A 25,507-nucleotide genomic window follows, 5' to 3' on the forward strand; every position below is an offset into this window, starting at 1 on the left:
TTTCACGTCTGCTAGCGCAGTTCGGCGGGGGCGCAAATGGCGTCGGGAGAACGTGGTTCGACATACCTGTCCGCCCTTGAGACGGCAGAGATATATTTCCCTGACCAGGCGAAGCTGGTGCAGCGGCTATTCTACGCAAATGAAGCCTTTCGCAGCATGTGTGAGGATCTCAAGGACGCCGCACGGACGCTGGCACACATCGAACACCTGCCTGAGGCGGTTCGAGAAGAGCGGCGGCAGGAATATGCGGGCCTGGTCGATGCCTTGCTGACGGAGATGGGCGAGGCGATCGCCCAATCGAAGATCGTGATGCTGAGGCGCTCGCCCGGCGCCACGCCGAAACTGCCGTGAGGGTACGCATCATTCGACTGATTTGATTCAACGGAGGTCCATGCGCGATGAAAGCAATTTCCCGCAAACTGCTTGCCGGATTGTCAGCTTTGGCGATTATTGCGCTCCAGCCGACGCTTCCCCTGCATGCCCAGGCCCCGGCGCCGGCCGCGCCGCCTGCGCAGACGGGAACTGAACAGCCTGCCGCAACGCTTCTCTCCGACGACGAGCTTGAAGTGCTGGTGGCGCGCATCGCGCTCTATCCCGACGAACTGGTGGCCGCGATCTCGGCTGCCTCGCTCTTTCCGGTGCAGATCATAGAAGCGTCCCGGTTCCTTGAGGCCAAGAAGAAGAACGCCGACCTCAAGCCGAAAGCCGACTGGGACGGCAGCGTCATCTCGCTGCTGAACTACCCCGACATCGTCAAGATGATGGGCGAGGATCTCGACTGGACCCAACAGCTTGCCGATGCGCTGACCAATCAGCAGAAAGATGTCCTGATCGCCATCCAGCAGCTTCGCGATGAGGCGGTTGCGAAGAACATCATCAAGACGGACGACAAGGTCACGATCGTCAACGAAAACGACAACATCATCATCAAGCCGACCAATCCGGAAAAGATCTACATCCCGCAATATCCGCCGGAGATGCTTTATGAGCCGACCTATGCGGCGGCTCCGATCTCCTACTATCCTGAGTCCTACGACAATTATTACTATCCGGGTGCGGCCTTCTTTGCCGGTGCGGTGACGGGACTTGCCTGGGCCGCCGTCGTCAACTGGGACGACTGGGGCGTATGGGGCGGCGGCTGGCGTGGCGGAGACATTGATATCGATTGCAACAACTGCATGATCGACCGCTCCTTCAATGGAAAGATGAGGTGGAACGACGTCGATTGGGCGAACGTGGATCGCAGCAAGCTCAGTATCGGCAAGGACCAGTTGAACAAGCTCGATCGGTCCGAGATCAGGTCGGGGCTGCAGGCCGACAATCGCAACCAGCTGCGCAACAAGGCCTCCGAGATCAACAGGACCGACCGGCCGGGTAACCGCGGCACCGCTGCCCGCGCCGACGACATCCGGAAGAACACGGCCCAGGGGTTGAAGAACAAGTCGCCGGGCAACGCCGCGGCCAATCGCCCGAATGCGGGGGCCCGTCCGGATGCACGCCCTGCGAAACCAGCGGCGGGCAATCGACCGAACAAGCCGGCACAGAAGGCAGCAAACAGACCGAACAAGCCGCAAATGGCATCAAGGCCTGATAACCGCGCGCGCCAGCCAAGCGCGCTCGGCAATCCTCAGTCCGGCCGCCGGGACGCCGTTGCCTCGAAGCGCGGCGGACAGAGCATGGGCGGACAGCGCCCTGCCGCGCGGGCCCAGCACCAGCCACCCCCATCCGCTCACCGTGGCGGCGGCGGAGGTCGTGGCGGTGGCGGTGGCGGCGGTGGTCGCGGCGGCGGACGCCGATGATACCTGAAACCGGCAGACCAGCTTACGGACCCAGATCCAGCTTACGGAGTTAGATGATGAGACGTCGATCGACCGTAGTTTCGCTCATGTTCGCGGCAGCCTTCTGCACGATGTCAGCGACCGCAGCATTTCCAAGGATGCAGACCGAGCTGTCGGACTTCAGTGCCGGTACGCCGGCGCCGCAGTTCGACAGTGCCGAACTGGCGATGGACCGGCTGAAATCGGTGCTGGCATCGAACAATATCGATGATCTTGCCGGACTGCTTGGGCTCAACGCCGAAAAGTTGCGGGCGAGCAACGAGGCAATGGTCGCCTACGGCGTCATCCGCGAGGGCGCCGCGCGGCAGTTGGTGCTGAAGGACTCCGAAGGCGCCAAGATCGTCGCGATCGGCGATCGCCTCTGGCCGTTTCCATTCCCGCTGACCCAGGCCAAGGACGGCAAGTGGGCTTTCGACACGCAGCGCGGTCTTCAGGAGATCATCAATCGTCGGATCGGCGAGAATGAGCTCGCGACCATTGATACGATGCACCAATACGTGACGGCGCAGTACCAATACGCCGCCGAGGACCGCGATGGCGACGGTGTCTTTGAGTTCGCGCAGAAGCTGATCAGCAGTCAGGGCAAGACGGACGGCCTGTATTGGGAGCCGGGCGCTTATGCCGAACCGAGCCCCGCCAGTTCCCTCGTCGAAACGGCGGCCTTCGGCAAGGCAAAGCGCGGGGACGGCTACTTCGGATACCGTTATCGCATCCTGACCGGGCAGGGCGCCAACGTCGCCGGCGGCAAGCAGAGCTACCTCGTCAATGGTTACATGACAGGCGGCTTCGCCCTGATCGCCTGGCCGGTCAAATACCGCGTGACCGGGGTGCAGACGTTCATCGTCAACGGCGTCAGCGTCATCTATCAGCGCGATCTCGGGCCGCAGACCGACGAGCGTGCCGCCGCGATCAAGGAGTTCAACCCGGACTCCAACTGGACTGTCGTGGACCAATAGCGCTATCCAGCCACGCCCTGCGCTACCGGTGAAAGGCGTGGGGCGGTCGCCATCGAGCAGTTGGAATATCGTTTGCTGCCTGTCACCTCGCGACCGAGCCAGGGCGGACGGCTGACGTCTCCTCTTCGCTCGCCATCTCGATCTCGGCAAGCGTCAATCCCTCATACGCGCCGGCAAAGACGTCGACGTCCCAATTCCGGCCATCATGGGCGACGCGGTATCGCGTCTTTTCGAGGATATGGCCGGTTGCGCGGAGCAGCAGCCCGCGCGCCTCCTCGACCGGGATCTCGTATTCGTATTCTTCCTTGGTAAGCGCCGTGGTGCGGAATTTGATGGTGAGACGCGCCGAACATCCGTCGACCAGCCGGACGCGCACCGAACCCTGGTCCCGACCGTGGAGATAGGCCTGCTGCAGAACGTGTGGACAGCTGGCGGAATCGCGCCAGCTGTCGTCACGAACCAGAAATTTGCGTTCGATCTCGGTCGCTTTCAAATCGATGGACCTTCACCCTAGCCGATCAATCGACAGGTGGCTCCCATGTCAGGAAGAACCCGACGTCACCAGGCATGCCGTCCGGGAAGTTGATGATCGCGGCCTTGAGCCCATAGCCCTGCGGCTTGGCGACTTCCTCGAACAGCGACTGCAATTCCTTTGCCTTGCCCTGCAGGGTATTCTGCCAGCCGGGCAGGTTGTTGTTGATGGCGCGGCCGCTGTCGGAGCACAGGCTCGATGGGAAGCTGAAGATCAGCGCTTCATATTTTCCATCGGCGGCGGCCTTCATCACCAGCCGCTTGATGACGGCGCGTTCGGCTTCGCCGACTTGCTTCTGGAAGAAGTCTTCGAGGAACTCAGCGTGCTTTGTCGCTTCGCGGTCCTTTATCCGCTGGTCGCGCTCCATCTCGGCCAGTTGCAGCTCGAGCGCGCGCTTGCGCAGTTCTTCCGCGCTCGTCATGGACGTATTAGGTGATGTCATAGCCGCTTCCTCCAGGGATATGCGGTGATGATAGAGCGGTCGCGGCGACGAAGGCAGTAAAATACATGTCGGCCCGGGTAGCATACGGGATTCTACGTTGCGGTCGGTATCCGCGCCGCGCCGACGTCGCGACGCCTATCGATTGCCTAACCCTAATGACGGTGTTCGGTTGAACGGCGTTGCCGTTGCTCGCGTTCGGGGTTATCCTTTCGGAACTGCAGGTTGTTTTCAATCATAGTCGGGGGCGGCGATGATCAGTGCAGGCATCGAAGGGGCCGATCGAGACATCCGTTCATCGGAAGACGTGCGACAACAGCTCGGCCGCATCCTGTCCAGCTCGGAGTTTCGTCTTCCAGAGCGCGCCAGGCGATTCCTCGAATTTGTGATTGACGAAACCCTCGGCGGTCGTCGCGAATATCTGAAAGCCTTCACGATCGCACAGGCCGTCTTCGGTCGGGATGTAAATTTCGACGCCCAGCAGGATCCGTGTGTTCGCATCGAGGCAGGCCGTCTGCGACGAGAGCTGGAACATTACTACCTCACGGCGGGAGCCGGCGACAAAATCATCATCACGATCCCGAAGGGCGGCTACGTCCCGGCCTTCGAAGTCAGGCGGACCACGGACGCCATGGACGACGACGAGTTGCAGCCGTCCGGTCAGCCGATGGAGGACAGGCGGCGGGCCGGCTCGATCGCTGCCCGCAGCAAGGTTGGCAGGCCTGGGTATCGATATTGGGCGATCGCGGGGAGTGTGGCGGTCATGTTCGTCTCGGCAACGGCCGTCCTGCAACATCTGCGAACGCCGCATGCGGCAAAGGCGCCTGTTGCCGGCGCCGAGGATCGCCCCACCATCCTCGTCGAACGCTTCGAGAGCGTGACGGATGGAAGGCTTGCCTCCGACATTTCCCGCGGAATAACCGACGACATCATCGAAAAACTCGTGCCGTTCAACGAGATCGGCGTCGTCACCGCCGTTCCACCGAACAAGGATCAGGCGGCCGTCGCGCAGCCATCCTATGCGCTGCAGGGAAGCGTCAGACTTGAAGGCAACATGCTGCGCTCGACGGCGCGGCTTGTGCGCCGCGCCGATGGCGCCGTCATATGGGCCAACAATTACGATGCCGATATGCAGGTGCAGGGCGTCCTGAAGACACAGACAAGCGTCGCCGAGGACATCGTAACAGCCGTTGCGCGCCCCTTCGGCGTCATGTTCCGCGCAGATACCGAGACGATAGCCGGCAGTGACGACCCTTATGCCTGTGTTTTGTCCTATTACAGCTACCGCAACGAAATGACCTTGGCTGCGCATGACGCCGCCCAATCCTGTCTGGAGCAGGCGGTCGAAAAGATGCCGGGGGATTCCAATGTCGCAGCACTTCTGTCGCTGACGCATCTCGATGAGTTCCGGTTCCCGTTCCAACTGAACACCAAGCCGACTGCCGCGACGCTGAAGACTGCCAAGGGCCTTGCGGAACGTGCGGTGCAGCTCGACCCGAACAATGCCCGTGCGCTCCAGGCATTGATGCTCGTAAACTTCTTCAGCAACGACATGCCCGAGGCGCTTCGGGCGGGTGCGGCAGCCTATGCCAGCAATCCGAACGATACCGAAGTCGCCGGCGAGTACGGCTTGCGGCTATCGATGTCGGGAGAATGGGACAAGGGTTGCGAGCTCGTCTCGACGGCGGTCAGCAGGAATGCCGGGCCGCGTGGATACTACGAGGTCGGCATGGCGCTTTGTGCCTTCATACGTGGCGATACCCAGGCGGCGGAGCTCTGGTCGCGGATGTCGGATCTCGATTACAATCCGATGCACCGTCTCGTCCTGCTGTCTATCCTTGGAGCGCTCGGGAAAGAGGATGAGGCGCGGGAACAGATCGATTGGCTCAAATCGAAAGCACCGGCCGTGATCCCGAGCATCCGTCCCGAGGTTGAAAGGCGGCTGGCCCGAAAGCAGGATCAGGCGCGGTTCTTTGCGGGATTGCGTGCTGCGGGCATCCCTGTCCAGGCAGACGCACCGCTCCAGAATTGACGGCCTACGCAGCACGCGCGGGCGTTTGACGGCTAGGCCGCCGCCGGCGCGTCGTGGTGTTTCCTGCGCTCCGCCAGGTGCGTTTCCACCCGGCGTTTCAGCCGCCACAAGTGGGTCGCCGTGGCTCCCGCGATCGTATGCGGAATATGGTAGTTCGCCAGATCGTTCTTGAGGTTTCGCGACCAGAACAGCTTGTATGGCTCGTTGCCTGCTCCGAAATCGACGTTCAGGCGCTTCTCGAAAACGATCTTCATCCAGTATTCGTCGAGCACGAACCCCGGCGAATATTTCGCGTACTGCGGATCCGAGTGAAAGCCGGCGATGATCAGGTCCAGGTGAGAAACACCGTAGGCCGCCAGTTTCATCGCGATCGGCATCTTATCGATCTGGATCGTGTAGAGGCGCATCCCCTGAATATTCCGAGGATCCGTGATCCAGCGGTACAGGAAGTTTCGGTAGCCCTGCGAGCTGATCCAGTCCCCGTGCTTTCCGACCCGGTCGGCCCAGACCTGTTTATGGGTGAACATCCAGTCGATGAGTTCCAGAGCGTATTTCGGATCCGCGACGGGATCGACTTCGATGAACTTGAATTCTCCGAGTTCGGAGAGCCGCTTGCGCTTTCGGTTCAGCTGCTGCCTGGAATTCGCGCCGATGATCCTCTCATAGGTGGCCCAGTCCGTCTGATCCTGAAGATTGGCAAAGGGAGCGATGTCCGCGTCGCGCTCGATGTTGCGCGAATGCTGGATCAACTGATCCAGCGTCGATCCGACCTTGATGAACGGCATGTGGATGATGTCTGCCTTGGAGGCGTGCTCGATGGTTCGCCATGCCTGGGTAACCGTTGCCTGCCAGTCCACGTCCGGATCGACAAGCATATCCGTCGTCTCGGCCGCATTCGGGCCGAGTGGCCGGATCATCAGAAGCGGCCCCTTGCGATATCGTACCATGGGAAAGACGAGAACCATTGCCCCCTGGTCACGGATCACGATGCAGAAAAGCGATCGGCCGGCAGGTTCGGCAATCTCTTTCCAGCTATGATAAGCAACGGAGAAGCTTTGATAGAATGAACCCTTGGCTTTGAGCCAAAGATTGTTCCATTCCGTTTCCAGTTCCACCATCTGAGTGGGATTGGTGATGATTTCGCAAGTAGATCGGGAAAATTCGCTTGAATTGAAGCTGTTCATCTTCTGAATCCGTTCACGAACGCGTGACTTATTCATTGATTTACTAATTTAATAAATGAATATGCTATTTGTTCGTGCGCTAGCAATTCTTAAATTGAAACTAATGCTAAAGCGGTACAATCTTTGCTGGTATCCTCTATCGAGACAATTCTGGGGCTGCTCGTGTTCGCTCACGCAAATGTTTATTTCGACCTCTGGTTTTAGATATCGCCAGCAGCATATCCCCGGTGTGCGAATATCGGGAGAGATTGGAATGAAGAAATTGGCTGTTGTGGCTGTCGCGCTCTTCACGACACTGGCGGATTCCTTGCCCGCCGCGGCGTTTCCGGTGCCATCGGCGGCGACGATCGCCACCCAAGGCGACGCCGACATATTGCAGGTGCAGCAGAGGCCGCCGCCATGCCGTCCGCCCTATTGCCGTCCGGGTGCTCCGGGACGACCGCCCGGTGCGCACCCCGGCAGACCGCCGGCACCTCCACACCATGCCAACAGACCCCATCGCCCGCCACCGCCACAGCACGGCTGGTATAACGGACATCGCGGCTATCGGGATTATCACCCGGGCTATCGCCGTGGCAGCGATGGCTGGTGGTATCCGCTGGCAGCTTTCGGCACCGGCTTGATCATCGGCGGCACGATCGCCAACCAGCCGGCACGCTACAGCAGCGCGCATGTGCAGTGGTGCTACGATCGCTACAAGACCTACCGCGCATCCGACAACACCTACGCGCCGCAGGTCGGCGTCCGCGCGCAATGCGTCTCGCCCTATCGCTGAGATAGGCCCCAGGCGGAACGCGAGCCCCGGCGAGGGCTCGCGTTGATTGCGGATTGGAAAAACTGTCCTGCCAATCTGGAGGTTGCCAGTCTGATATCCGGCGCTTAAACCATTACGATCAGTGACAGCGCCGCGAAAAGTGATCAGATGAGCAGCCAGAACTTCTATGCCAGCATGGGCGGCCTACCGCCGCAGACTGAACTCCTGTCGAGCAAGGCCGTGTTCACGACCGCCTATGCCGTCATCCCCCGCACAGTGATGACCGATATCGTCACCAGCTACCTCCCGCATTGGGACGGCACGCGCGCCTGGGTGATCTCCCGACCGCTGACAGGTTTCTCCGAGACCTTCTCGCAGTACATCATGGAAGTGCAGCCGGGCGGCGGCAGCGACCGGCCGGAGCCGGAAAAGCGCGCCGAAGGCGTGCTGTTCGTCGTCGAGGGCGAGATGACCGTCGAGTTCGAAGGAACGGCGCATGCCATGCGCACCGGCTCCTTCGCGTTTCTACCCGCCGGTTCCAGCTGGACGCTGCGCAACAAGAGTGCCGCGCCGGTGAAATTCCACTGGATCCGCAAGGCCTTCCAGGTCGCCGAAGGCCTGGAGCCGCCACCGGCGATGTTCACCCATGAAGACCAGCATCCGCCCAAGGCAATGCCCGACACCAACGGTGCCTGGGCAACGACACGCTTCATCGACCCAGACGATCTGCGCTACGACATGCATGTCACCATCGTCACGTTTGAGCCGGGCGGCATCATCCCCTTCATGGAAACGCACGTCATGGAGCACGGCCTCTACGTGCTGGAAGGCAAGGCCGTCTACCGCCTGAACAAGGATTGGGTCGAAGTCGAAGCCGGCGATTTCATGTGGCTTCGCGCCTTCTGCCCGCAGGCCTGCTATGCCGGCGGCCCCGGCAGGTTCCGCTATCTGCTCTACAAGGACGTCAACCGCCACATGCCTCTGTGGTAAGAGCTATAGATGCACGCTTTGGGTGCATTGATTTGCGGCTGACATTTCCCGGATAGAGCTACCGCTTTTTCGGTCGTTGTCTTCGAGCCGGTTCACGCGAGAATCGCTCCCTTCCTTTCGGGAGCGCACTCCTGTGATCGTCGGCTACATGCTGCTTGTGCATGAAAATCCGGGGCAAGTGCAGCGGCTGGTCTCGGTTCTGCCCGAGGGTTCTCCGGTGCTCATCCATGTCGACAGGCGAGCGCCGGACGATTTCCAGGAAGAATTGAACGGCCGTCTGCATGGCAGAGCCAACGTGCATTTCGTGCCGCGCTTTGCCAGCCGATGGGGCAGCGCCGGTATCATACGAGCGACTTTCTCCCTGATCGGTTCGGCGATAGAGAAGGGGATCGCCTTCGACTATGCGACGCTGCTGTCGGGCGCCGATTATCCGATCAAGTCCAACGCGGAGATCGCGCGGTTTCTGGAACACCATCAGGGAAGCGAGTTCATCGAAAGCTTCGCGATGGAGAAGCCGAACCGATGGAGTGCGATGGGCGGAAATTACAAGGCGCCGGACAAGGTGCTCCGCTATCACCTCCGCATACGCAGCCGGGTTGTGAGAACGCCGTTCTCGCGCCGATTGCCCTACGGACTGGTGCCCCATGGCGGCAGTCAGTGGTGGACGCTCAGTTACGCGGCGCTACAGCACATCAGCCAGTTCGTGAGGCGCACTCCGAAGTTCGACCGGTTTCTCGACGGCGTCTTCATTCCCGACGAGTTCGCGATCCAGACCATACTCAGCAATTCTCGCTTCGCGGACCGCATCACCGGCGATGACCTGAGACTTGCGATATGGGATAGGCCGGTCCCGCCTTACCCCGCGACGCTGAAATGCGCCGACATGGACCGGATATTCGCTTCCGACAAGTTCTTCGCGCGCAAGTTCGACACGGAAACGGATGCGGAGGTCTTTGACCGGATTGACCGGCGTCGCGACGCCGCGGCCGCATCCGCTCATCTCAAGTCAAGCCACTGAAAGCGGAAGGGGCGGTACCTTGCAGCACCGCCCCTTACCGAGACTTAGATGTCGCTTGCCGCGTTCGACCAGAGGTCGGCGGCTTCGGCGGCCGTCATGCGCCTGACCTCCGCCTCGTGGCGACGGTTGGCGAAGAGTTCGCTTGCCATGATCTGGTCGGCAAGATCGGCCGGCAGAGACAGGATCACACGGGCGTCGCCGCCGTGGATGCCGCCGAGTTCGCTCCGCTTTCCTGATATCATGCCGCCCGCCACCGTGTTGTTGGTCTCGGGGTCGATCAGGATGAAGGAGCCGGATGCGCGGTTCTGCTCATAAGGGTCGAAGATCGCCTGTTCGTCGAAGGCGAGGCGGACCTTGCCGATCGCGTTCATGTAGAGCGTATCGACCGGAACCCAGGCACCGGTCTTCAGCTCAAGCTGCGCCAACGGCTGCACCTGCACGCGCTGGCGGCGGCTGCCGCTCTTCAGCCAGTAGCGCTTGCCGGCTTCGATGCCCTCGGGCTGCAGCGCGACGATCTGCGCGTCGAAGGAGAGGCCGACCTGCGGCTGGCTGTCGATCGAGACGATCATGTCGCCGCGGGCAACGTCCACCTGCCGGTCGAGAACCAGCGTGATCGCGTCGCCGGCAACGGCGGCGTTGCGGACGAGATCGAAGGTGACGATCTTGGTGACGTTGGCGACCATGCCCGACGGCAGGATCATGACGCTGTCACCCGGCTTGACGGAACCGCCGGCAACCGTGCCCTGGTAGCCGCGGAAGCTTTCGCCCGGACGCGACACGCGCTGCACCGAGAAGCGGAAACCCGTCGCCTGCGAAGAGCGGACGGTCGCAAGCTCGAGCGTTTCGACCAGCGTCGGACCGGCATACCATGGCATCGCTGCTTCGCCGGAGTAGACGACGTTTTCGCCCTTCAGGGCCGACATCGGGATCGCGGTGATCTGCTTGACGCCGAGCGACAGCGCGAATTCGCGGAACTCGTGGGTGATCTTGTCGAAACCGGCGCGATCGTAGTTCGTCAGGTCGATCTTGTTGACCGCAAGCACGAACTGCTTGATGCCGAGCAGCGACGCGATCGTCGCGTGACGGCGCGTCTGTTCCAGAATGCCGGCGCGGGCATCGACCAGCAGGATGGCGAGGTCGGCGGTGGAAGCGCCGGTTGCCATGTTGCGGGTGTACTGCTCGTGGCCGGGCGTGTCGGCAACGATGAAGGACCGCTTGTCGGTCGAGAAGTAGCGATAGGCGACATCGATGGTGATGCCCTGTTCGCGCTCGGCTTGCAGGCCGTCGAGCAGCAATGCGAAGTCGGGCAGGCCGAGATCGTTCTGCTTGCCGGTGGAATCGCGCTGCAGCGTGGCGGCCTGATCTTCCTTGACGGCCTTGGTGTCCCAAAGCAGGCGTCCGATCAGGGTGGACTTGCCATCATCGACGCTGCCGCAGGTGATGAGGCGCAGCGGTCGCGAGTCGCGGGTCGCCGTCGCGGCTTCGGCGGCGGGCACGGCGAGGACGTGTGCGGCGGTTACGGCTGCGGTCATCTCAGAAATATCCTTCACGCTTCTTCTTTTCCATGGAGCCGGACTGGTCGCGGTCGATGGCGCGGCCCTGTCGTTCGGAAACCGTGGCGATTTCCAGCTCCGCGATGATGTCTTCAAGGGTGGTCGCGGTCGAGCGGATCGCGCCCGTCAGCGGGAAGCAGCCGAGCGTACGGAAGCGGATGGAATCTTCCTGCTTCGTTTCGCCGGGCAGCAGTTCAAGCCGCGGATCGGAGGCCGCGATCATCATGCCGTCGCGCTCCACATAGGGGCGCTTTGCCGCGAAATAGAGCGGCACGATCGGAATGTTTTCGGCCTGGATGTAGCGCCAGATGTCGACCTCGGTCCAGTTCGACAGCGGGAAGACGCGAACGCTTTCGCCCTTGCGGATTTGGCCATTGTAGACGTTCCAAAGCTCGGGGCGCTGGTTGCGCGGATCCCAGCGATGGTCGGGCGTACGGAAGGAATAGATGCGTTCCTTGGCGCGGCTCGCTTCCTCGTCACGGCGGGCACCGCCGAAGGCAGCGTCGAACTTGCCGGCGTCGAGCGCATTGCGCAGCGCTTCCGTCTTCATGATGTCGGTATAGCGCGCCGAGCCGTAGGTGAACGGCGTGATGTTTTCGGCGTCGCCGCGCGGATTGATGTGCTCGATCAGGTCGAGATCGTATTTCTTCACGATCTCGTCGCGGAAAGTAATCATCTCCGCGAACTTCCAGCCCGTGTTGACATGCAGCAGCGGGAAGGGGATGCGGCCGGGATAGAATGCCTTGCGGGCAAGATGCAGCAGGACCGACGAGTCCTTGCCGATCGAGTAAAGCATCACCGGCTTCTCGAATTCGGCGGCGACTTCGCGGAAAATGTGGATCGCTTCGTTTTCGAGCGCCTTCAAATGCGGGTCGAGCGGCGGCTTGGCGCTCTGGGGATTGCTGAGTTCCGTATCCGGACGGCTATCGGGCATTTCTAACTCCAGACTTCGATCGTTCCAGGACGGGAGGCCTCCGGAACGAGGTGCATTTCAGACTTCGAGGAGCGCAGGCGACGAGCCGCGCTCCGATCCCGAAATCGACGGGTTACTGTTGTGCGACAATCGACGAGGCTTCCTCAGCCACGTGCAGGCCGCATTCGCGCTTTTCGTCCTGTTCCCACCACCAGCGGCCGGCACGCTCTGGCTCGCCGGGCTTGATTGCCCGCGTGCACGGTTCACAACCGATCGAGGGGTAGCCACGGGCATGCAGTGGATTGACCGGCACGCTGTTGTCGGCGACGTAGGCCTTGATGACGTCGATGTCCCAATCGGCCAGCGGGTTGACCTTCAACAGGTGGCGCTCGGCGTCATACTCGGCAAACGGCGTGTCTGACCGGTTGGTCGACTGGCCGCGACGCAGACCGGTGATCCAGATGGTTGCCCCATCGAGTGCGCGCGCAAGCGGCTTCAGCTTGCGCACGCCACAACAGGCATGTCTGGCCTCGACGCTTTCGTAAAAGCCGTTGAGGCCATACTTCGCGGCATAGGCGTCTATATCGGCCTGCTCAGGCTCGTAGCGGCTGATGTGGATGTCGTATTGCTTCTCGGTTTCGTCGATCAGCGCGAGCGTTTCCGGAAACAGGCGTCCGGTCTGCAGCGTCGCGACGTCGATCGGCAGGCGGTGATTGCCGATTTCCGCGGTGATCACCTGGTCCTCGATGCCGAGGGAGGTCGTAAAGACGACGCGGCCACCGAGACCGGCAACGAGCGACAGGCGCCCGGCAAGGTCAAGGCCTGCGAGTTTCGCGTTCAGCGTTTCCGCCTCGGCGTTTGGATTGGCAGCAACAGTCATGGGGATCCTGTCCTTGATGTTGGCCGGAGTATCGCAGGTCAGGCTTGGATCGGACAGAAAAACGGATTTCGAAAGCAGGCGCGATAGGAGCAAATATCTCTCCCCGGTCGCTGCAATGCGGAAAAGCAGCCGCCCCGGCGATGTTTTGCCAGTGGTCAGCTTGAATGTCTATTGATTTAGTAGAGTAACACGCCGCCTGTCAATCGGAAATCTGAATTGATGACATCGGAAGCGCGTTTTGAAGTAGATTTCAGGCATCGGCCGAGGATGAAAAAACAAGGCCAAAAACCTTGTCTCTCAAGGGTTTCGCCGGCTTGTTCAAATTCCGTTCATGCTGCGCGTGCCATAGAGGCAGGACCGAGCTTGCGGCGGCTTGTTGATTCCGCCCGCCATGTGTGTGTCGACGGTCGAAAATGATTACGCAGAAGGCAAAATATGCGCTGAGGGCGCTGACGGTATTGGCTGAAGCCCAAGATGGCGAGCCTGTGATGATCTCCGACATCGCGGCGCAGCAGAAAATACCGAAGAAGTTTCTCGAACAGATCCTGCTCGATCTCAAGCACCAGGGCATCGTCGTCAGCCGCCGCGGCAAGGCGGGCGGTTACCTGCTGCTGAAGCCGGCCGACATGATCACCTTCGGCGAAGTCTTGCGCATCATCGACGGCCCGATCGCGCCGCTCCCCTGCCTGTCGATCACCGCCTACCGCAAGTGCGACGACTGTGATGGCGAGCAGAACTGTGAAATCCGCCACGTCTTCGCCAAGGTGGCCGATGCCACCCGCAAGGTGCTCTTCTCCACCACGATCGCCGATGCCGTGGCTCCCGCAAAGGGCGCGCAGGTCACGCGGCTGCTGGCTTAGGACGAAGCTTCCTCGACACCAGACTTATGCTCCGCTGCCCTCCGCGCGCGAATGGCGGCTGCGATGAAGACCCGCGACAGGCCGTGATACAGCGGCTCGCGGGAGAGCAGCCGCGAGGTGACATAGCCGATCATCGATACCGCCATGATCGGGATCACCGCCTGATGGTCTCCGGTCATTTCCAGAATGATGACGAACGCCGTCATCGGTGCCTGCACCACTCCCGCGAAATAGCCGGCCATGCCAAGAATTGCGGCGAGCGCGATGCTGCTGCCGACCAGCGTGCCGACCGTGCTGCCGAAGCCGGCGCCAACGGCAAGCGACGGTGCGAAGATGCCGCCGGGAATGCCTGATACCATCGACAGGAAGCTGGCGACGAGTTTCTCGACAAAGAAGAGCAGCGGCAGCGCTTCTCCCTCGACCGCGCCCTTCGCCTGGTCATAGCCGGTGCCGAAGGTCGTGCCGCCGGACGCAACGCCGATGATGGCGATTGCCAGGCCGCAGGCACCGGCAAGGCAGAGCATGCGCTTCAACGGCTGTGGTTGCGCCCAGCGGCGGATGCGCTGGCCGACATGCAGCGCCAGCCCGCTGAAACCCGCTCCGAGCGCTCCGCCGCCAAAGCCGCAGATGAGGACCAGGCTCCAATCGGCAAGGGTCAACGGGGCGACGGACGTCGAGCCGAAGTAGTTGTAGCTTCCGGCGAGCCCGAGCGCAGCGAGGCCCGAAAGGATCACGGCGGTCAACACAAGGCCGTTGGCGCGCGACTCGTAGGTTCGGCTCATTTCCTCGATCGCAAACACGATGCCCGCAAGCGGCGTATTGAAGGCAGCGGCGATGCCGGCGGCCGATCCGGCGAGGATGAGCCCGCGCGCCTGCGCCATGCCGCCGAAGCGCGCGACGGCCAGCATGATCGAAGCCCCGACCTGCACCGTCGGTCCTTCGCGCCCGATCGATGCGCCACTGAAGAGACCGAGCACCGTCAGCACGATCTTGCCGAAGGCGATCCGCAGCGAAAGCAGCCGCGAGCGATCCGTCTCGTCGTGCAGGTGTCGTGCGGCAATCGCTTGCGGAATGCCGCTGCCCTGCGAGTTCGGGAACAATGTGGCGGCGAGATAGGCGGAAAGAACGAAGCCGAGCGGCGTGATGAGCAACGGCAGCAGGAACGACCATTCGCTGGAGGTGGTGATCGAGGCAAAGGTCTTCTGCGCCATATCGGCGAGCCGCGCGAAACCGACGCTGATGACGCCGATTGCCAAGGCACCGCACCAGAAGACCAGTCGCGGCCTCCAGAGCGAAAAGGATCCCCAGAACACCCGTGATCGACGAATGAGCTTCGATTTGCGGTAGGGCTGGGGCATGTCAATCCTGCGGGAGCGATTTCGGGGGCAGGTCTCTTATCTGCGCCATGTGGTGAGCATGCAAGGCCGGGTATGTGGTAAGAGGTACGCTGCCGGGCAGACGCATCGCTCAGACGGCCCGTTAGGCTGTTTCCTGACTGCCGGAGGGCCGACATCGGCCTTACCGATCGCTGACAGCCCAGCGCGGATTGATCCACGGCTCCTGATTGGAGCGCGGCAGCGGCTGTTTGCCGAGGATATGGTCGGCGGCCTTCTCGCCGGTCATGATCGATGGGCCGTTGAGGTTGCCGTAGGTGACGTGCGGGAAGATCGACGAGTCGGCGACACGCAGGCCATCGACGCCGATGACGCGCGTCTCGGGATCGACCACGGCCATGGGGTCGTCTTTCGCGCCCATCTTGCAGGTGCCGCAGGGATGATAGGCGCTTTCGAGGTGCTCGCGCAGGAAAGCGTCGATCTCCTCGTCGGTCTGCACCTTTTCGCCCGGCTGGATCTCCGGTCCGCGATACTGGTCGAAAGCTTTCTGGCCGAAGAGTTCGCGGGTGAGCCGCACGCAATGACGGAACTTCTCCCAGTCCTCGGGATGGCTCATGTAGTTGAAGCGGATGACAGGGTCGGCCTTCGGGTCCGAAGAGCCCAAAGTGACGTTGCCGCGCGATTTCGACAGGTTGTAGCCGACATGCACCTGGAAACCGTGGCTCTTCGCCGCCGCCTTGCCGTCATAGCTGATCGCCACCGGCAGGAAGTGGTACTGGATATCGGGCTGCTTGACGCCCGGCGCCGACCGCAGGAAGGCGCAGGCCTCGAATTGGTTCGAGGTGCCGAGGCCCGATTTGGTGAACATCCATTGCGCGCCGGCGACCCCCTGCCAGAACCACGGAAGCCACGAATAGAGCGACACCGGCTTGGTGCTGACCTGCTGGAAATAGAATTCCATGTGGTCCTGCAGGTTGGCGCCGACGCCCGGCCGGTTCGCCTTCACCTCGATGCCCATGTCCTGCAGATGTGCGCCGGGGCCGATGCCCGACAGCATCAAAAGCTTCGGCGAATTGAAGGACGAAGCCGAAACAATCACTTCGCGGGTCGCCTTGACGACCTCGATCTTGCCGCCGCGCTCGATCTCGACGCCGACAGCCCGGCCGTTCTCGATCACCACCTTCTGGGCGTGGCCGTAGACGACTTCGACATTCGGTCGCTTCAGCGCCGGCTTCAGATAGGCAGATGCAGCCGACCAGCGGCGTCCGCCGAAAATGGTCTGCTCCATCAGCCCGAAACCTTCCTGTTTCGAGCCGTTGTAATCCTCGGTTGCCTCGAAGCCCGCCTGCTTGCCGGCCTCGATGAAAGCGTGGAACAGCGGGTTGCGGAACACGCCGCGCTGGACATGCAGCGGTCCGTCCTTGCCGCGCCAGCCTTCTTCGCCGCCGTGGCTGTGCTCCATCCGCTTGAAGTAGGGGAGAACGTCGGCATAGGCCCAGCCCTGCGCGCCGAGCTCTTCCCAGCGGTTATAGTCCTCGGCGTGGCCACGCACATAGACCATGCCGTTGATCGAGGAGGAACCGCCGATCACCTTGCCGCGTGGCGCAGTTATCCGCCGGTTGTTGAGGTGAGGCTCGGGCTCTGAGAGATATCCCCAGTTGTAGCGCTTCATGCTCATCGGCCAGGCAAGCGCCGCCGGCATCTGGATGAACGGCCCGAAATCGGAACCGCCCGCCTCGATGACGATGACGGTGTTCTTGCCGTCTTCCGAAAGACGGTAGGCAAGCGCCGAGCCCGCCGAGCCGGAGCCGATGATGACGAAATCTGCCTGCATGGTCATTCCTAAATCTCTGGAACTTTGCTACTAGTGGGTGTATTGCGAATTGCTATTTTTATGCTGGCCGATTTTATCGCTGAGAGCTATATTGCGATGAAGCAGATTGTCTTTACCCGCGAGGCGCAGAAGAGCTTGAGCCTTATGCAACCGAAGCGTAGGGCCGCGATCTATGCGAAGCTCGATGCCTATGCTCTTGGGCAGCCGGTCGACATCAAGAAGCTGAAGGGCAAGGACTATTATCGCATCCGCGTTGGTCAGGACCGCATCATCATCGACGATCAGGGAAGGGTCGTCCTGGTCATCGAGGCGGGCCCGCGCGGCAGTATCTACAAGGAGTAGGACGGGATGGGCGATATCCAGAAACTGACGATTGACGGGAAGAACTACGTCCTTCTGAGCGAGGAAGACTATGAGGATTTGGTGGATGGGTTGCGCGCCGACGCCGTAGTGGCGCGCGTTGCCGCCGGTGAGGAAACCTGGCCCTACGAATTCGTCAAGGAACTCACGGAAAGCGACAGCCGCATCCGCAGTTTTCGCGCTTACCGTGGCATGACGATTTCCGAGCTTGCTGCGGCGGTCGGCATCTCGCAACCCTATCTCTCCGAGATCGAGACCGGCAAGAAGACGGGTTCCGTCGATGTGCTGAAGCGCATCGCGTCTGCCCTGAATGTCCATCTCGATGATCTCGTTATCGGCTGAGTTCATTTCAATACGGCGCCTGCACCGGCCCCATGCCGACGTAAACCGTCTTCAGCTCCGAATAGTGCTCCAGCGCCGCCAGCGAATTCTCGCGTCCGAAGCCTGATTGCTTGGAGCCGCCGAACGGGATTTCGACAGGGCAGAGATTATAAGTGTTGATCCACAGCGTTCCGGCCTCGAGCTGGTCGACGACGCGATGGGCGCGCGTCAGGTCGGCGGTGAAGACGCCGGCGGAGAGCCCGAATTCCGTCGCGTTGCCCCGAGCGATCACCTCGGCCTCGTCGTCGAAGTCGAGCACGCACATGACAGGCCCGAAGATCTCTTCGCGGGCAATCGTCATCTCGTCGGTAACGTCGGCAAACACCGTCGGCTGCACGTAGTAGCCTTCGCCGGAGACATTGTTCGGAATGCCGCCGCCGGTCACGAGCGTCGCGCCTTCGGCCTTGCCCTTCTCGATGTAGGAGAGAACCTTGTCGCGCTGCGCCCAGGACACCATCGGCCCGAGCTGCGTCGCTTCGTCCATCGGATCGCCGATCAGGATGGCTTCTGTGCGGGCCTTCAGCCGCTTCAGGAATTCAGCCTTGATTTTCCGCTGCACGAAGACGCGCGTGCCGTTCGAGCAGACCTGGCCGGTCGAATAGAAATTGCCGAGCATGGCGCCGCCGACGGCGCTGTCGATGTCGGCGTCTTCGAAAATGATCAGCGGCGACTTGCCGCCGAGTTCCATGGTGACGTGTTTGAGGTTGCCGGCCGCCGCAGCCGCGACCTTGCGGCCCGTCGGCACCGAGCCCGTCAGAGACACCTTGGCGACGTCAGGGTGGTTGACGAGCAGCGGCCCCGTCTCGCGATCACCCTGGATGACGTTGTAGAGCCCCTTCGGCAGGCCCGCTTCGTGCAGGATTTCGGCAATCGCAAGTGCGCCGAGCGGCGTGTTTTCCGATGGCTTGAAGACCATGGCGTTGCCGGCGGCAAGCGCCGGTGCACCCTTCCAGCAGGCGATCTGCTGCGGATAGTTCCAGGCGCCGATGCCGACGCAGACGCCGAGCGGCACCCGCTTGGTATAGGCGAAGTCGCCGCCGAGCGGGATGTAGGAGCCGTTGAGGCCGGCAGCAGCGATGCCGCCGAAGAACTCGAAGCTGTCGGCGCCCGATGTCGGGTCGGCGACGGTCGTTTCCTGGATCGGCTTGCCGGTATCGAGCGTCTCGAGTTCCGACAGCTCGCGATTGCGCTCGCGGATCAGGTCGGCGGCGCGCTTCAGGATGCGGCCGCGGGCCGTCGGGCTCATCGCCGCCCATTCTGGCTGGGCGCGCTTGGCCGCCGCGATCGCCTTTTCGACGATGGCGGGCGTTGCCGCGTGCAGCCGCGCGATCACCTCGCCGGTCGCCGGATAGAGGCTTTCGATGACGCTACCGGCGTCATCCTCGACGTACTCGCCGTCGATGAAATGGGAGGCTTTCGGCTGGGCTCTGAGGGTCACTGGATCTGTCCTTTCGCAAGGGCGGCAAGCTGTGAATGGATGTAGTCTTCGGTAAGCGAGATCGATGCCTCGATGCTGACAGGCGCTGACCTCAGACTTTGGCGGATGTAGAGCCCGTCGATCATCGCAGCCGCGCCTTCGGCAATGCGTTCTGCGGCATCGCCGGGGCAGAGCGCTTTCAGGTTGGCGACGAGGTTCGACCGCAGGCGGCGGGCGTAAATGACGAGGAAGCGCCGCGTCTCTTCGGAGCGCTGCGCCTCGGCATAGAAGGCGAGCCAGGCGGCAATCGTCGCCGGCGCGAACTGGTCGGCCTGGAAGCTGACGCGGATCACGGCGGAGATTTTCGCACGCGGCGTATCCACGGCCTTCAGCGCTGTCACCGCGTCGTCGCGCAGCTGCTTTAGAAGCGAGCGGATCGTTTCGATCAGCAGCTGTTCCTTGCTGCCGAAGTAGTGATGCGCCAGCGCCGGCGACACACCAGCCTGCCGGGCGATTTCGGACATGGTGACGGTGAGCGAGCCGTGATCGCCGATCACGCGCAGCGCGGCATCGACGAGCGCCTTGCGGCGAACCGGCTCCATTCCGACCTTGGGCATCGCGTCACTCCACTTAGATGCCGCAAGCATAATTTTGATTGACTGATCAATCAATAAAAATCTGGAGGCTACCGGGAAAGCCTAACCTCTTCCAATTCCGTCTTTTTGCGGCATATTCATTTACCAACCAGGAGGTGTGTCATGGCTGATATTTCCAATCGACTGAGCTTTCCTTCTCTGCAAGCGAAATGGGGTTGGTTCGTAGCGCTGGGCGTGCTGCTGATCGTCTGCGGCTTCATCGCGACAGCCAACATCGTCTTCGCAACGGTTGCATCGGTTTTCTACGTCGGGATGCTGATGCTGGTCGGCGGCATCGTCTATCTGGTGCATGCGTTCCAGGTGCGGACCTGGGAGCAGGCGCTGTTCTGGGCGCTGAGCGGCGTCCTCTACGTGCTCGCCGGCGTCTTCGCCTTCATGAACCCGTTGTTGGCCTCGGCCGCGCTGACGCTGTTCCTGGCGATTGCGCTGTTGATCGCCGGTGTGTTCCGCACCTGGGTCGGCTGGCGCATGCGGCCCCTCAAGGGCTGGGGCTGGGTGCTTCTCAGCGGCATCATCACGGCACTCGCCGGCGTCGTGATCTACATCGGCTGGCCGGTGAACAGCCTCTGGATCCTGGGCCTTTTCCTCGCCTGCGATCTGCTCATTCAGGGTTGGTCGATGCTGGCCTTCGGCCTTGCGATCCGCCGCTGAGTTATGCCCGCAATTCACAAGGCCGGCATCACGGACTGTTTCTTTTTTGACAGCAATGTGAGGAGTGTCTAAAATTAGGGATGTAAAGGCGGCCGTGGTCAGGCGGTATCCGGCGGCCTTTGCCTGACAAAAATCGGTCCTTCCTTGAAAGGACACGATTATCCCACGAGGAAAGGGAGGAATGTCATGCCTATGGTCACTGTATCGATTTCCCCGCTCCAGGCGGCAGACATCCGGCAGGCTGTCGATGACGGCAGCTACGCTTCCAGCAGCGAAGTGGTCCGCGAAGCGCTTCGCCTGTGGGACACAGCCCGGAAGATGGGCGCCCCGATCGACAGCGGAGATGGAACCGTTGCAAATGGTCGGTGTGTCGCCGACATGTTTGCCGATCACGAAGCCGAGCGGCGTTCTGCCTGAACGCCCTTAGGCTCCCCTCGGATCAGGCATCCGAGCTTTCACAAAAGTTTCACATTGGGGAAAGTCTTCGTTGACGCTTCTCCACCATGTTCCCTGCGAAAAACAATAAATCACAGTGGAGATCGGCATGTCTTTGGCTGCCGCCGTGGAACCGGCCCTCGTTCGTCGCTTCGCAAGCGATCAGATAGTTACCCTGGCTAAACTTGTCATCGAGAATGCGTTCCAGCCGATCGTGGAGGCCGGCACCGGCATCGTGTTCGGCTACGAGTCGCTGATGCGCGGCCAGGATCGCCTTGGCTTTGCCTCGCCGATCGAGATACTGGACGAGGCCTACAGGGCCGACCAGCTGCTACAGCTCGAGCAGATGGTGGCGAGCCGGGCGCTGGCAAAGTTCGCCACGCTACCGAATTTCGCCAATGCCACGCTGTTCCTCAATCTTGATGTCCGTCTGATCCCGCATGGCGAGCGGCTTGCGGAGAGCCTCCTGCAGCACCTGAAGCTTGCCAATATCCCGCCGTCGTCGATCTGCTTCGAATTCTCCGAGCGCTTCGACAATACCAGCGTCCCGGAATTCGCGGCGCTGGTGTCGCTGCTGCGCAAGCGCGGCTTCAAGCTCGCGATCGATGATTTCGGCGTCGGCCACGGCGAGATGAAGCTGCTTTGCGACCACCCGGTCGATTATCTCAAGATCGATCGCTTCTTCGTCGCCGATATCGACAGCAATCCGCGCAAGCGCCACCTGCTGAAAAACATCGTCCATATTGCCCACGTCCTCGGCACGCGCGTCATCGCGGAAGGGATCGAGACCGAGGCCGAATTCATTGCCTGCCGCGAATATGGCGTCGATCTGGTCCAGGGATGGTTCATCTCCCGCCCGACCACGCATCTGACCGAGCTGCAGCCGTCCTTTCCCTATCTGCAGGATCTCGGCAAGACCAAGCGGAACACGCAGTCGCTCGACGAAATCCTCATCCGCAAGCAGATCGAAGTCCTGCCGACGGTCTATGAGAACGACACGATCGACAGCGTCTTCGAGCTCTTCCGCCGCAATCCGCAGCAGGCTTATTTCCCGGTGCTCAACGCCAACGGCGAGCCGCGCGGCATCCTGCACGAGCGCCACCTGAAGGAATACATCTACCAGCCCTTCGGCCGCGACCTCTTGAAGAACAAGGTCTACGAGCGGACGATTTCCCATTTCGTGGAAATGGCCCCGATCGTCGGCCTGGACTGCGACGCCGAACAGTTGATGGCGATCTTCGCCAACATGGAAGGCAGCAACTGCCTCCTGCTGACCGAAAACATGCGCTACGCCGGTGTTGTCTCGGCCGCGTCGCTGATCAAGGTGATGAACGAGAAGAAGCTGAAGACGGCGCAGGACCAGAACCCGCTGACCGGTCTTCCGGGCAACCACGCCATCCGCGATTTCATGCGGGAAGCGAGCCGCGACGGCGATGACATGCGTCATTTCTGCTACTGCGACTTCGACAATTTCAAGCCGTTCAACGATGCCTATGGCTTCCATCTGGGCGACCACGCGATCTCCTTGTTCGCGGCACTGATGCGCCGTTACTTTTTTGCCGAGCGGCACTTCCTGGGCCATGTCGGCGGCGACGATTTCTTCATCGGCGTCTGCGGCTGGACCAAGGAGGAACTGACCGAAATCCTCGACCGGCTGATCAGCGATTTCCACGACGACGTGCTCGATCTCTATTCCGATGTGGACCGGGCTGCCGGGCGCATCCGCGGCCATGACAGAGCCGGCGTCGAGGCGCTGTTTCCACTGATGCGCTGCTCCATCGGGGTTCTGGAACTGCCCGAAGGCCTCGTCATCGACGACGTGAGCCGGGTCAGCGCGGCGATAGCCCACATCAAGGCGGAGGCCAAGGAAAGCGCCGAGGGCCTGGTCTTCCATCTTCTGGGCGAGGCGAATTGACGCCTCCACCGTTTCCCTCCTTCTCAATTCCCGATCGGTGAACTATGTCGGGAATTGTCGGAACGAGGAGACCGGACCATGCCCTTGCCCACGCAGATGCGCTTCGTCGATTTGCCGAGCTTCGGTGCCCCCGAAGTGATGCGGATCGCGGTCGGACCTCTCCCGGTGCCAAGCGAGGGGCAGGTCCTTGTCCGCACCGAAGCTGTTGGCGTCAACCGCCCGGATGTCGCCCAGCGGCAGGGCACATATCCGCCGCCGCGCGACGCGAGCCCTGTCCTCGGTCTTGAGATGGCCGGCGAGATCGTCGCCGTCGGACCGGGCGTTTCCGAATTCATCGTTGGCGACAAGGTCTGCGGCCTCGCCAACGGCGGTGCCTATGCCGAATATTGCCTGCTCCCCGTCGGCCAGGCCTTGCGCTTCCCTAGGGGCTACGATGCCGTGAAGGCAGCGGCTCTTCCGGAGAACTATTTCACCGTCTGGGCCAACATGTTCCAGATGGCCGGCCTGACCGAGGGCGAGACCGTTCTCGTGCACGGCGGTTCGAGCGGCATTGGCACGACAGCCATCCAGCTTGCGCGTGCCTTCGGAGCCAAGGTCTATGCAACGGCCGGATCCCAGGACAAGTGCGACGCCTGCGTGAACCTCGGCGCTATCAGGGCGATCAACTACAAGACCGAGGATTTCGCGGATGTCATCAAGGCCGAGACCGGGCAGGGCGTCGACATCATCCTCGACATGATCGGTGCCGCCTATTTCGAAAAGAACCTGGCGTCGCTCGCCAGGGATGGATGCCTGTCGATCATCGCCTTTTTGGGCGGTGCCGTTGCCGACAAGGTCAATCTCGCGCCGATCATGGTCAAGCGCCTGACGGTCACGGGATCGACGCTGCGGCCTCGGACCGTCGAGGAGAAACGCGCCATCCGCGACGATCTTCTCGCCAACGTCTGGCCGCTTCTCGACGAGGGCAACGTCGCCCCCGTCATCGATACCGTCTTTCCATTCGAAGAAGTCGCCGAAGCGCATCGGCGGATGGAAACGAGCGGCCACATCGGCAAGATCATGCTGCGTTTGTGACCGCTCGCACGTCGCTTACCGAACCTGCCGAGGCGGGGGCGACGAGAGTGTCAGGGAAGCCGCGACGGCGATGAGGCCGGGAAGCGCCATCAGCACATAGAGCCAATGCGCGGCGGAAACCGTGCCGGCGATGCCGCCGGGCTGAACGAGGCCGGCGCTGTTGACGATCACGCCCGACAAAGCCGCGCCGAAGGCGCTGCCGAGAGACTGGACCGTCGAGATCGCGGCTGATGCCTTATCCTGTTCGGCGTTCTCGACGAGCTTCAGGACTTTGGCGACCAGATGCGCCCAGCCAAGCCCGACGCCGAAGCCCATCATGAACATGCCGATGACGGCAGGCACGAGGACGGCAAGCGCGCTCGCCTGATTGTCCGCCGCCAGGAAGATCGCAAGCGACGCCGTCGTTACGGCCTCGATGACGCATCCGACGACGATCGCGACACCCGCGGCCCTGCCGGAAAGCGTTCCGCTGAAGAAGGCGGCGAAGGTCCATCCAAGCGCGACGAGCGCCGTCAGGTAACCGGACATCAGCGGCGTGACGCCGTGCAGCGCCTGCAGGAAATAGGGAATGTAGATGTCGCTCGTCAGCACGACCAGAAGCGTGAACATGGTGAGGTAGACCCGCGCGACGGGCTTTGCCAGCGTAACGGCGCCCGACGGCAGCAGACGGTTGTCGCTTCGCCGCTCGATGAACAGCATGCCCGCTACCGCGACGATGGCGGCGGCGATCAAAAGGGCCTTTGTTGTCGTTACCTCGATCGTTCCGGCAAGGCTGACGAGAAGCACGCCGGCCAGCAGCATGACGATCTGCAGTACCGGCGTCTTGCCGTGGGCGCGGTCGTCCTCGGCACGCGGCAGGAACCGCGGTGCCAGGGCCGCCATCAGCACGCCAAGCGGAACCAGCAGCAGGAAGGCGTGCCGCCATGCGCTGCCTGAGGAAAACACGCCGCCAAGCGTTGGGCCGAATAGCGTGGAAATGCCCCAGATCGCGGCATAGAGAGTCGAGGCCTTGCGCCACAGCGGCTCGGGATAGGCGAAGCGGATGAACGCATAGGCAAGCCCTGCGAGCGTGCCTGCGCCGAAGCCTTGCACCGCACGACCCAGCAGAACCACCGGCATCGAGCCGGCGACCGCGCAGATCAGGCTGCCGAGGCCGAAGATCAGCGCACCGGCGGCATAAACGGTACGCAGCCCGGTGCCGCGCGGGCGCATGGCAACGAAGATCGAGCCGAGCACGGCCGAGGCGACATAGAGCGTCGTGACCCAGGCGAGAAGGTTCAGTCCGCCGATGTCGCGCACGATCGAGGGCGCGATGGTGGCGGTGATGTAGGTTTCGACGGCGTAGAGGGTGACGCCGCCGCCGAGCATCAGCGTTGCCGGCAACAGGGGCTTGGAAAACAAATGAAATACGGAGGGTTTGTCCGCGGAAATCTGGTCGAGACCGGTCATTGCATGCGCCTTTTGGGTATTTCCTCGTGGGATTATTATTTTGCAAGTTATT

Annotated in this window: 24 protein-coding genes and 1 pseudogene; 14 read left to right on the forward strand and 11 right to left on the reverse strand. The window is 61.8% G+C overall.

Annotation, left to right across the window (positions count from 1 at the left end; all coding sequences use genetic code 11):
- Positions 1–36 precede the first annotated feature (36 nt).
- From ASE04_RS26240 to ASE04_RS26250, 3 genes are read left to right on the forward strand one after another with little or no spacing between them, the layout of a single operon-like run.
- Positions 37–351 carry a hypothetical protein gene (locus ASE04_RS26240; RefSeq protein ID WP_056824976.1) on the forward strand — a complete coding sequence of 105 codons (315 nt, stop codon included), beginning with the start codon at positions 37–39 and terminating at the stop codon, positions 349–351.
- A 47-nt stretch (positions 352–398) separates the two neighbouring features.
- The gene (locus ASE04_RS26245) at positions 399–1,799 is read left to right on the forward strand and encodes a DUF3300 domain-containing protein (protein ID WP_056824978.1); all 1,401 of its coding nucleotides are present in this window, start codon (positions 399–401) and stop codon (positions 1,797–1,799) included.
- A 56-nt stretch (positions 1,800–1,855) separates the two neighbouring features.
- Entirely contained in the window at positions 1,856–2,794 is a 939-nt protein-coding gene (locus tag ASE04_RS26250) for a DUF2950 domain-containing protein (RefSeq protein ID WP_056824980.1), read from the forward strand.
- Positions 2,795–2,796: 2 nt separating this feature from the next.
- Here ASE04_RS26250 and ASE04_RS26255 read toward each other — a convergent pair.
- A pseudogene (locus ASE04_RS26255) lies at positions 2,797–3,287 on the reverse strand (CYTH domain-containing protein).
- Between the two features lie 25 nt (positions 3,288–3,312).
- A complete protein-coding gene (locus tag ASE04_RS26260) occupies positions 3,313–3,768 on the reverse strand; it encodes a hypothetical protein (protein WP_056824982.1) in 456 nt (151 codons plus the stop codon).
- 250 nt (positions 3,769–4,018) lie between these two features.
- Between ASE04_RS26260 and ASE04_RS26265 the strand changes: the two genes are divergently transcribed.
- Entirely contained in the window at positions 4,019–5,797 is a 1,779-nt protein-coding gene (locus ASE04_RS26265) for a hypothetical protein (RefSeq protein WP_056824984.1), read from the forward strand.
- Positions 5,798–5,829: 32 nt separating this feature from the next.
- Here the strand turns inward: ASE04_RS26265 and ASE04_RS26270 are convergent, their stop codons facing one another.
- On the reverse strand, positions 5,830–6,981 hold the full coding sequence (locus tag ASE04_RS26270) for a GNAT family N-acetyltransferase (RefSeq protein WP_162260547.1): 1,152 nt from the start codon (positions 6,979–6,981) through the stop codon (positions 5,830–5,832).
- A 253-nt stretch (positions 6,982–7,234) separates the two neighbouring features.
- Here ASE04_RS26270 and ASE04_RS32105 point away from each other — a divergent pair, with 253 nt between their 5' ends.
- From ASE04_RS32105 to ASE04_RS26285, 3 genes are all read left to right on the forward strand, one after another.
- Positions 7,235–7,756 carry a BA14K family protein gene (locus ASE04_RS32105; protein ID WP_056824988.1) on the forward strand — a complete coding sequence of 174 codons (522 nt, stop codon included), beginning with the start codon at positions 7,235–7,237 and terminating at the stop codon, positions 7,754–7,756.
- A 147-nt stretch (positions 7,757–7,903) separates the two neighbouring features.
- Complete coding sequence (locus ASE04_RS26280) at positions 7,904–8,725, forward strand: bifunctional allantoicase/(S)-ureidoglycine aminohydrolase (RefSeq protein WP_056824991.1); 822 nt, start codon at positions 7,904–7,906, stop codon at positions 8,723–8,725.
- A gap of 133 nt (positions 8,726–8,858) precedes the next feature.
- Entirely contained in the window at positions 8,859–9,743 is an 885-nt protein-coding gene (locus tag ASE04_RS26285; protein ID WP_056824994.1) for a beta-1,6-N-acetylglucosaminyltransferase, read from the forward strand.
- A gap of 44 nt (positions 9,744–9,787) precedes the next feature.
- Here ASE04_RS26285 and cysN read toward each other — a convergent pair whose 3' ends face one another.
- From cysN to ASE04_RS26300, 3 genes are all read right to left on the reverse strand, one after another.
- Positions 9,788–11,275, reverse strand: coding sequence for a sulfate adenylyltransferase subunit CysN (gene cysN / locus ASE04_RS26290; RefSeq protein WP_056824996.1), 1,488 nt, complete (start codon positions 11,273–11,275; stop codon positions 9,788–9,790).
- 1 nt (position 11,276) lies between these two features.
- Positions 11,277–12,230: a sulfate adenylyltransferase subunit CysD gene (cysD, locus tag ASE04_RS26295; protein ID WP_056824999.1), complete on the reverse strand. Its 954-nt coding sequence runs from the start codon at positions 12,228–12,230 to the stop codon at positions 11,277–11,279.
- Positions 12,231–12,342: 112 nt separating this feature from the next.
- Positions 12,343–13,089: a phosphoadenylyl-sulfate reductase gene (locus ASE04_RS26300; protein ID WP_056825791.1), complete on the reverse strand. Its 747-nt coding sequence runs from the start codon at positions 13,087–13,089 to the stop codon at positions 12,343–12,345.
- A gap of 413 nt (positions 13,090–13,502) precedes the next feature.
- Here ASE04_RS26300 and ASE04_RS26305 point away from each other — a divergent pair, with 413 nt between their 5' ends.
- Positions 13,503–13,949 carry an RrF2 family transcriptional regulator gene (locus ASE04_RS26305; protein ID WP_056825000.1) on the forward strand — a complete coding sequence of 149 codons (447 nt, stop codon included), beginning with the start codon at positions 13,503–13,505 and terminating at the stop codon, positions 13,947–13,949.
- Here the strand turns inward: ASE04_RS26305 and ASE04_RS26310 are convergent.
- Together ASE04_RS26310 and betA are read right to left on the reverse strand one after the other, a co-directional pair.
- On the reverse strand, positions 13,946–15,307 hold the full coding sequence (locus ASE04_RS26310) for a chloride channel protein (protein WP_056825002.1): 1,362 nt from the start codon (positions 15,305–15,307) through the stop codon (positions 13,946–13,948). The genes ASE04_RS26305 and ASE04_RS26310 overlap by 4 nt on opposite strands.
- 160 nt (positions 15,308–15,467) lie before the next feature.
- On the reverse strand, positions 15,468–17,117 hold the full coding sequence (betA, locus tag ASE04_RS26315) for a choline dehydrogenase (protein ID WP_056825005.1): 1,650 nt from the start codon (positions 17,115–17,117) through the stop codon (positions 15,468–15,470).
- 96 nt (positions 17,118–17,213) lie between these two features.
- Between betA and ASE04_RS26320 the strand changes: the two genes are divergently transcribed.
- Positions 17,214–17,459, forward strand: a complete 246-nt coding sequence (locus ASE04_RS26320) for a type II toxin-antitoxin system RelE family toxin (RefSeq protein ID WP_056825793.1) — start codon at positions 17,214–17,216, stop codon at positions 17,457–17,459.
- A gap of 6 nt (positions 17,460–17,465) precedes the next feature.
- Positions 17,466–17,819, forward strand: a complete 354-nt coding sequence (locus ASE04_RS26325) for a helix-turn-helix domain-containing protein (protein ID WP_056825007.1) — start codon at positions 17,466–17,468, stop codon at positions 17,817–17,819.
- Between the two features lie 7 nt (positions 17,820–17,826).
- On the opposite strand, the gene betB is transcribed toward ASE04_RS26325, so the two are convergent.
- Complete coding sequence (betB, locus tag ASE04_RS26330) at positions 17,827–19,296, reverse strand: betaine-aldehyde dehydrogenase (RefSeq protein WP_056825010.1); 1,470 nt, start codon at positions 19,294–19,296, stop codon at positions 17,827–17,829.
- On the reverse strand, positions 19,293–19,892 hold the full coding sequence (gene betI / locus ASE04_RS26335) for a transcriptional regulator BetI (RefSeq protein ID WP_056825013.1): 600 nt from the start codon (positions 19,890–19,892) through the stop codon (positions 19,293–19,295). Before betI ends, betB begins: the two co-directional genes overlap by 4 nt.
- Before the next feature lie 141 nt (positions 19,893–20,033).
- On the opposite strand from betI, the gene ASE04_RS26340 reads away from it, so the two are divergent.
- The 4 genes from ASE04_RS26340 (at position 20,034) to ASE04_RS26355 (ending at position 24,006) form a co-directional block, all read left to right on the forward strand.
- Positions 20,034–20,582 carry an HdeD family acid-resistance protein gene (locus ASE04_RS26340; protein WP_056825015.1) on the forward strand — a complete coding sequence of 183 codons (549 nt, stop codon included), beginning with the start codon at positions 20,034–20,036 and terminating at the stop codon, positions 20,580–20,582.
- A 186-nt stretch (positions 20,583–20,768) separates the two neighbouring features.
- On the forward strand, positions 20,769–20,999 hold the full coding sequence (locus tag ASE04_RS26345; RefSeq protein ID WP_056825018.1) for a ribbon-helix-helix domain-containing protein: 231 nt from the start codon (positions 20,769–20,771) through the stop codon (positions 20,997–20,999).
- A gap of 127 nt (positions 21,000–21,126) precedes the next feature.
- Entirely contained in the window at positions 21,127–22,932 is a 1,806-nt protein-coding gene (locus tag ASE04_RS26350) for a GGDEF domain-containing protein (protein WP_056825020.1), read from the forward strand.
- A gap of 78 nt (positions 22,933–23,010) precedes the next feature.
- Positions 23,011–24,006 carry an NAD(P)H-quinone oxidoreductase gene (locus tag ASE04_RS26355; RefSeq protein ID WP_056825022.1) on the forward strand — a complete coding sequence of 332 codons (996 nt, stop codon included), beginning with the start codon at positions 23,011–23,013 and terminating at the stop codon, positions 24,004–24,006.
- 15 nt (positions 24,007–24,021) lie between these two features.
- Here ASE04_RS26355 and ASE04_RS26360 read toward each other — a convergent pair whose 3' ends face one another.
- Entirely contained in the window at positions 24,022–25,455 is a 1,434-nt protein-coding gene (locus ASE04_RS26360) for an MFS transporter (protein WP_056825025.1), read from the reverse strand.
- Positions 25,456–25,507 lie beyond the last annotated feature (52 nt).

The organism is Rhizobium sp. Root708, from assembly GCF_001429725.1.
Lineage (GTDB): Bacteria > Pseudomonadota > Alphaproteobacteria > Rhizobiales > Rhizobiaceae > Rhizobium.

Excerpts from the sequence above, each read along its gene's own strand:
- ASE04_RS26240 (WP_056824976.1), top strand. The coding sequence starts at position 37 with ATGGCGTCGGGAGAACGTGGTTCGACATACCTGTCCGCCCTTGAGACG.
- ASE04_RS26245 (WP_056824978.1), top strand. The coding sequence starts at position 399 with ATGAAAGCAATTTCCCGCAAACTGCTTGCCGGATTGTCAGCTTTGGCG.
- ASE04_RS26250 (WP_056824980.1), top strand. The coding sequence starts at position 1,856 with ATGAGACGTCGATCGACCGTAGTTTCGCTCATGTTCGCGGCAGCCTTC.
- ASE04_RS26260 (WP_056824982.1), bottom strand. The coding sequence starts at position 3,768 with ATGACATCACCTAATACGTCCATGACGAGCGCGGAAGAACTGCGCAAG.
- ASE04_RS26265 (WP_056824984.1), top strand. The coding sequence starts at position 4,019 with ATGATCAGTGCAGGCATCGAAGGGGCCGATCGAGACATCCGTTCATCG.
- ASE04_RS26270 (WP_162260547.1), bottom strand. The coding sequence starts at position 6,981 with ATGAACAGCTTCAATTCAAGCGAATTTTCCCGATCTACTTGCGAAATC.
- ASE04_RS32105 (WP_056824988.1), top strand. The coding sequence starts at position 7,235 with ATGAAGAAATTGGCTGTTGTGGCTGTCGCGCTCTTCACGACACTGGCG.
- ASE04_RS26280 (WP_056824991.1), top strand. The coding sequence starts at position 7,904 with ATGAGCAGCCAGAACTTCTATGCCAGCATGGGCGGCCTACCGCCGCAG.
- cysN (WP_056824996.1), bottom strand. The coding sequence starts at position 11,275 with ATGACCGCAGCCGTAACCGCCGCACACGTCCTCGCCGTGCCCGCCGCC.
- cysD (WP_056824999.1), bottom strand. The coding sequence starts at position 12,230 with ATGCCCGATAGCCGTCCGGATACGGAACTCAGCAATCCCCAGAGCGCC.
- ASE04_RS26300 (WP_056825791.1), bottom strand. The coding sequence starts at position 13,089 with ATGACTGTTGCTGCCAATCCAAACGCCGAGGCGGAAACGCTGAACGCG.
- ASE04_RS26305 (WP_056825000.1), top strand. The coding sequence starts at position 13,503 with ATGATTACGCAGAAGGCAAAATATGCGCTGAGGGCGCTGACGGTATTG.
- ASE04_RS26310 (WP_056825002.1), bottom strand. The coding sequence starts at position 15,307 with ATGCCCCAGCCCTACCGCAAATCGAAGCTCATTCGTCGATCACGGGTG.
- betA (WP_056825005.1), bottom strand. The coding sequence starts at position 17,117 with ATGCAGGCAGATTTCGTCATCATCGGCTCCGGCTCGGCGGGCTCGGCG.
- ASE04_RS26320 (WP_056825793.1), top strand. The coding sequence starts at position 17,214 with ATGAAGCAGATTGTCTTTACCCGCGAGGCGCAGAAGAGCTTGAGCCTT.
- ASE04_RS26325 (WP_056825007.1), top strand. The coding sequence starts at position 17,466 with ATGGGCGATATCCAGAAACTGACGATTGACGGGAAGAACTACGTCCTT.
- betI (WP_056825013.1), bottom strand. The coding sequence starts at position 19,892 with ATGCCCAAGGTCGGAATGGAGCCGGTTCGCCGCAAGGCGCTCGTCGAT.
- ASE04_RS26340 (WP_056825015.1), top strand. The coding sequence starts at position 20,034 with ATGGCTGATATTTCCAATCGACTGAGCTTTCCTTCTCTGCAAGCGAAA.
- ASE04_RS26345 (WP_056825018.1), top strand. The coding sequence starts at position 20,769 with ATGCCTATGGTCACTGTATCGATTTCCCCGCTCCAGGCGGCAGACATC.
- ASE04_RS26350 (WP_056825020.1), top strand. The coding sequence starts at position 21,127 with ATGTCTTTGGCTGCCGCCGTGGAACCGGCCCTCGTTCGTCGCTTCGCA.
- ASE04_RS26355 (WP_056825022.1), top strand. The coding sequence starts at position 23,011 with ATGCCCTTGCCCACGCAGATGCGCTTCGTCGATTTGCCGAGCTTCGGT.
- ASE04_RS26360 (WP_056825025.1), bottom strand. The coding sequence starts at position 25,455 with ATGACCGGTCTCGACCAGATTTCCGCGGACAAACCCTCCGTATTTCAT.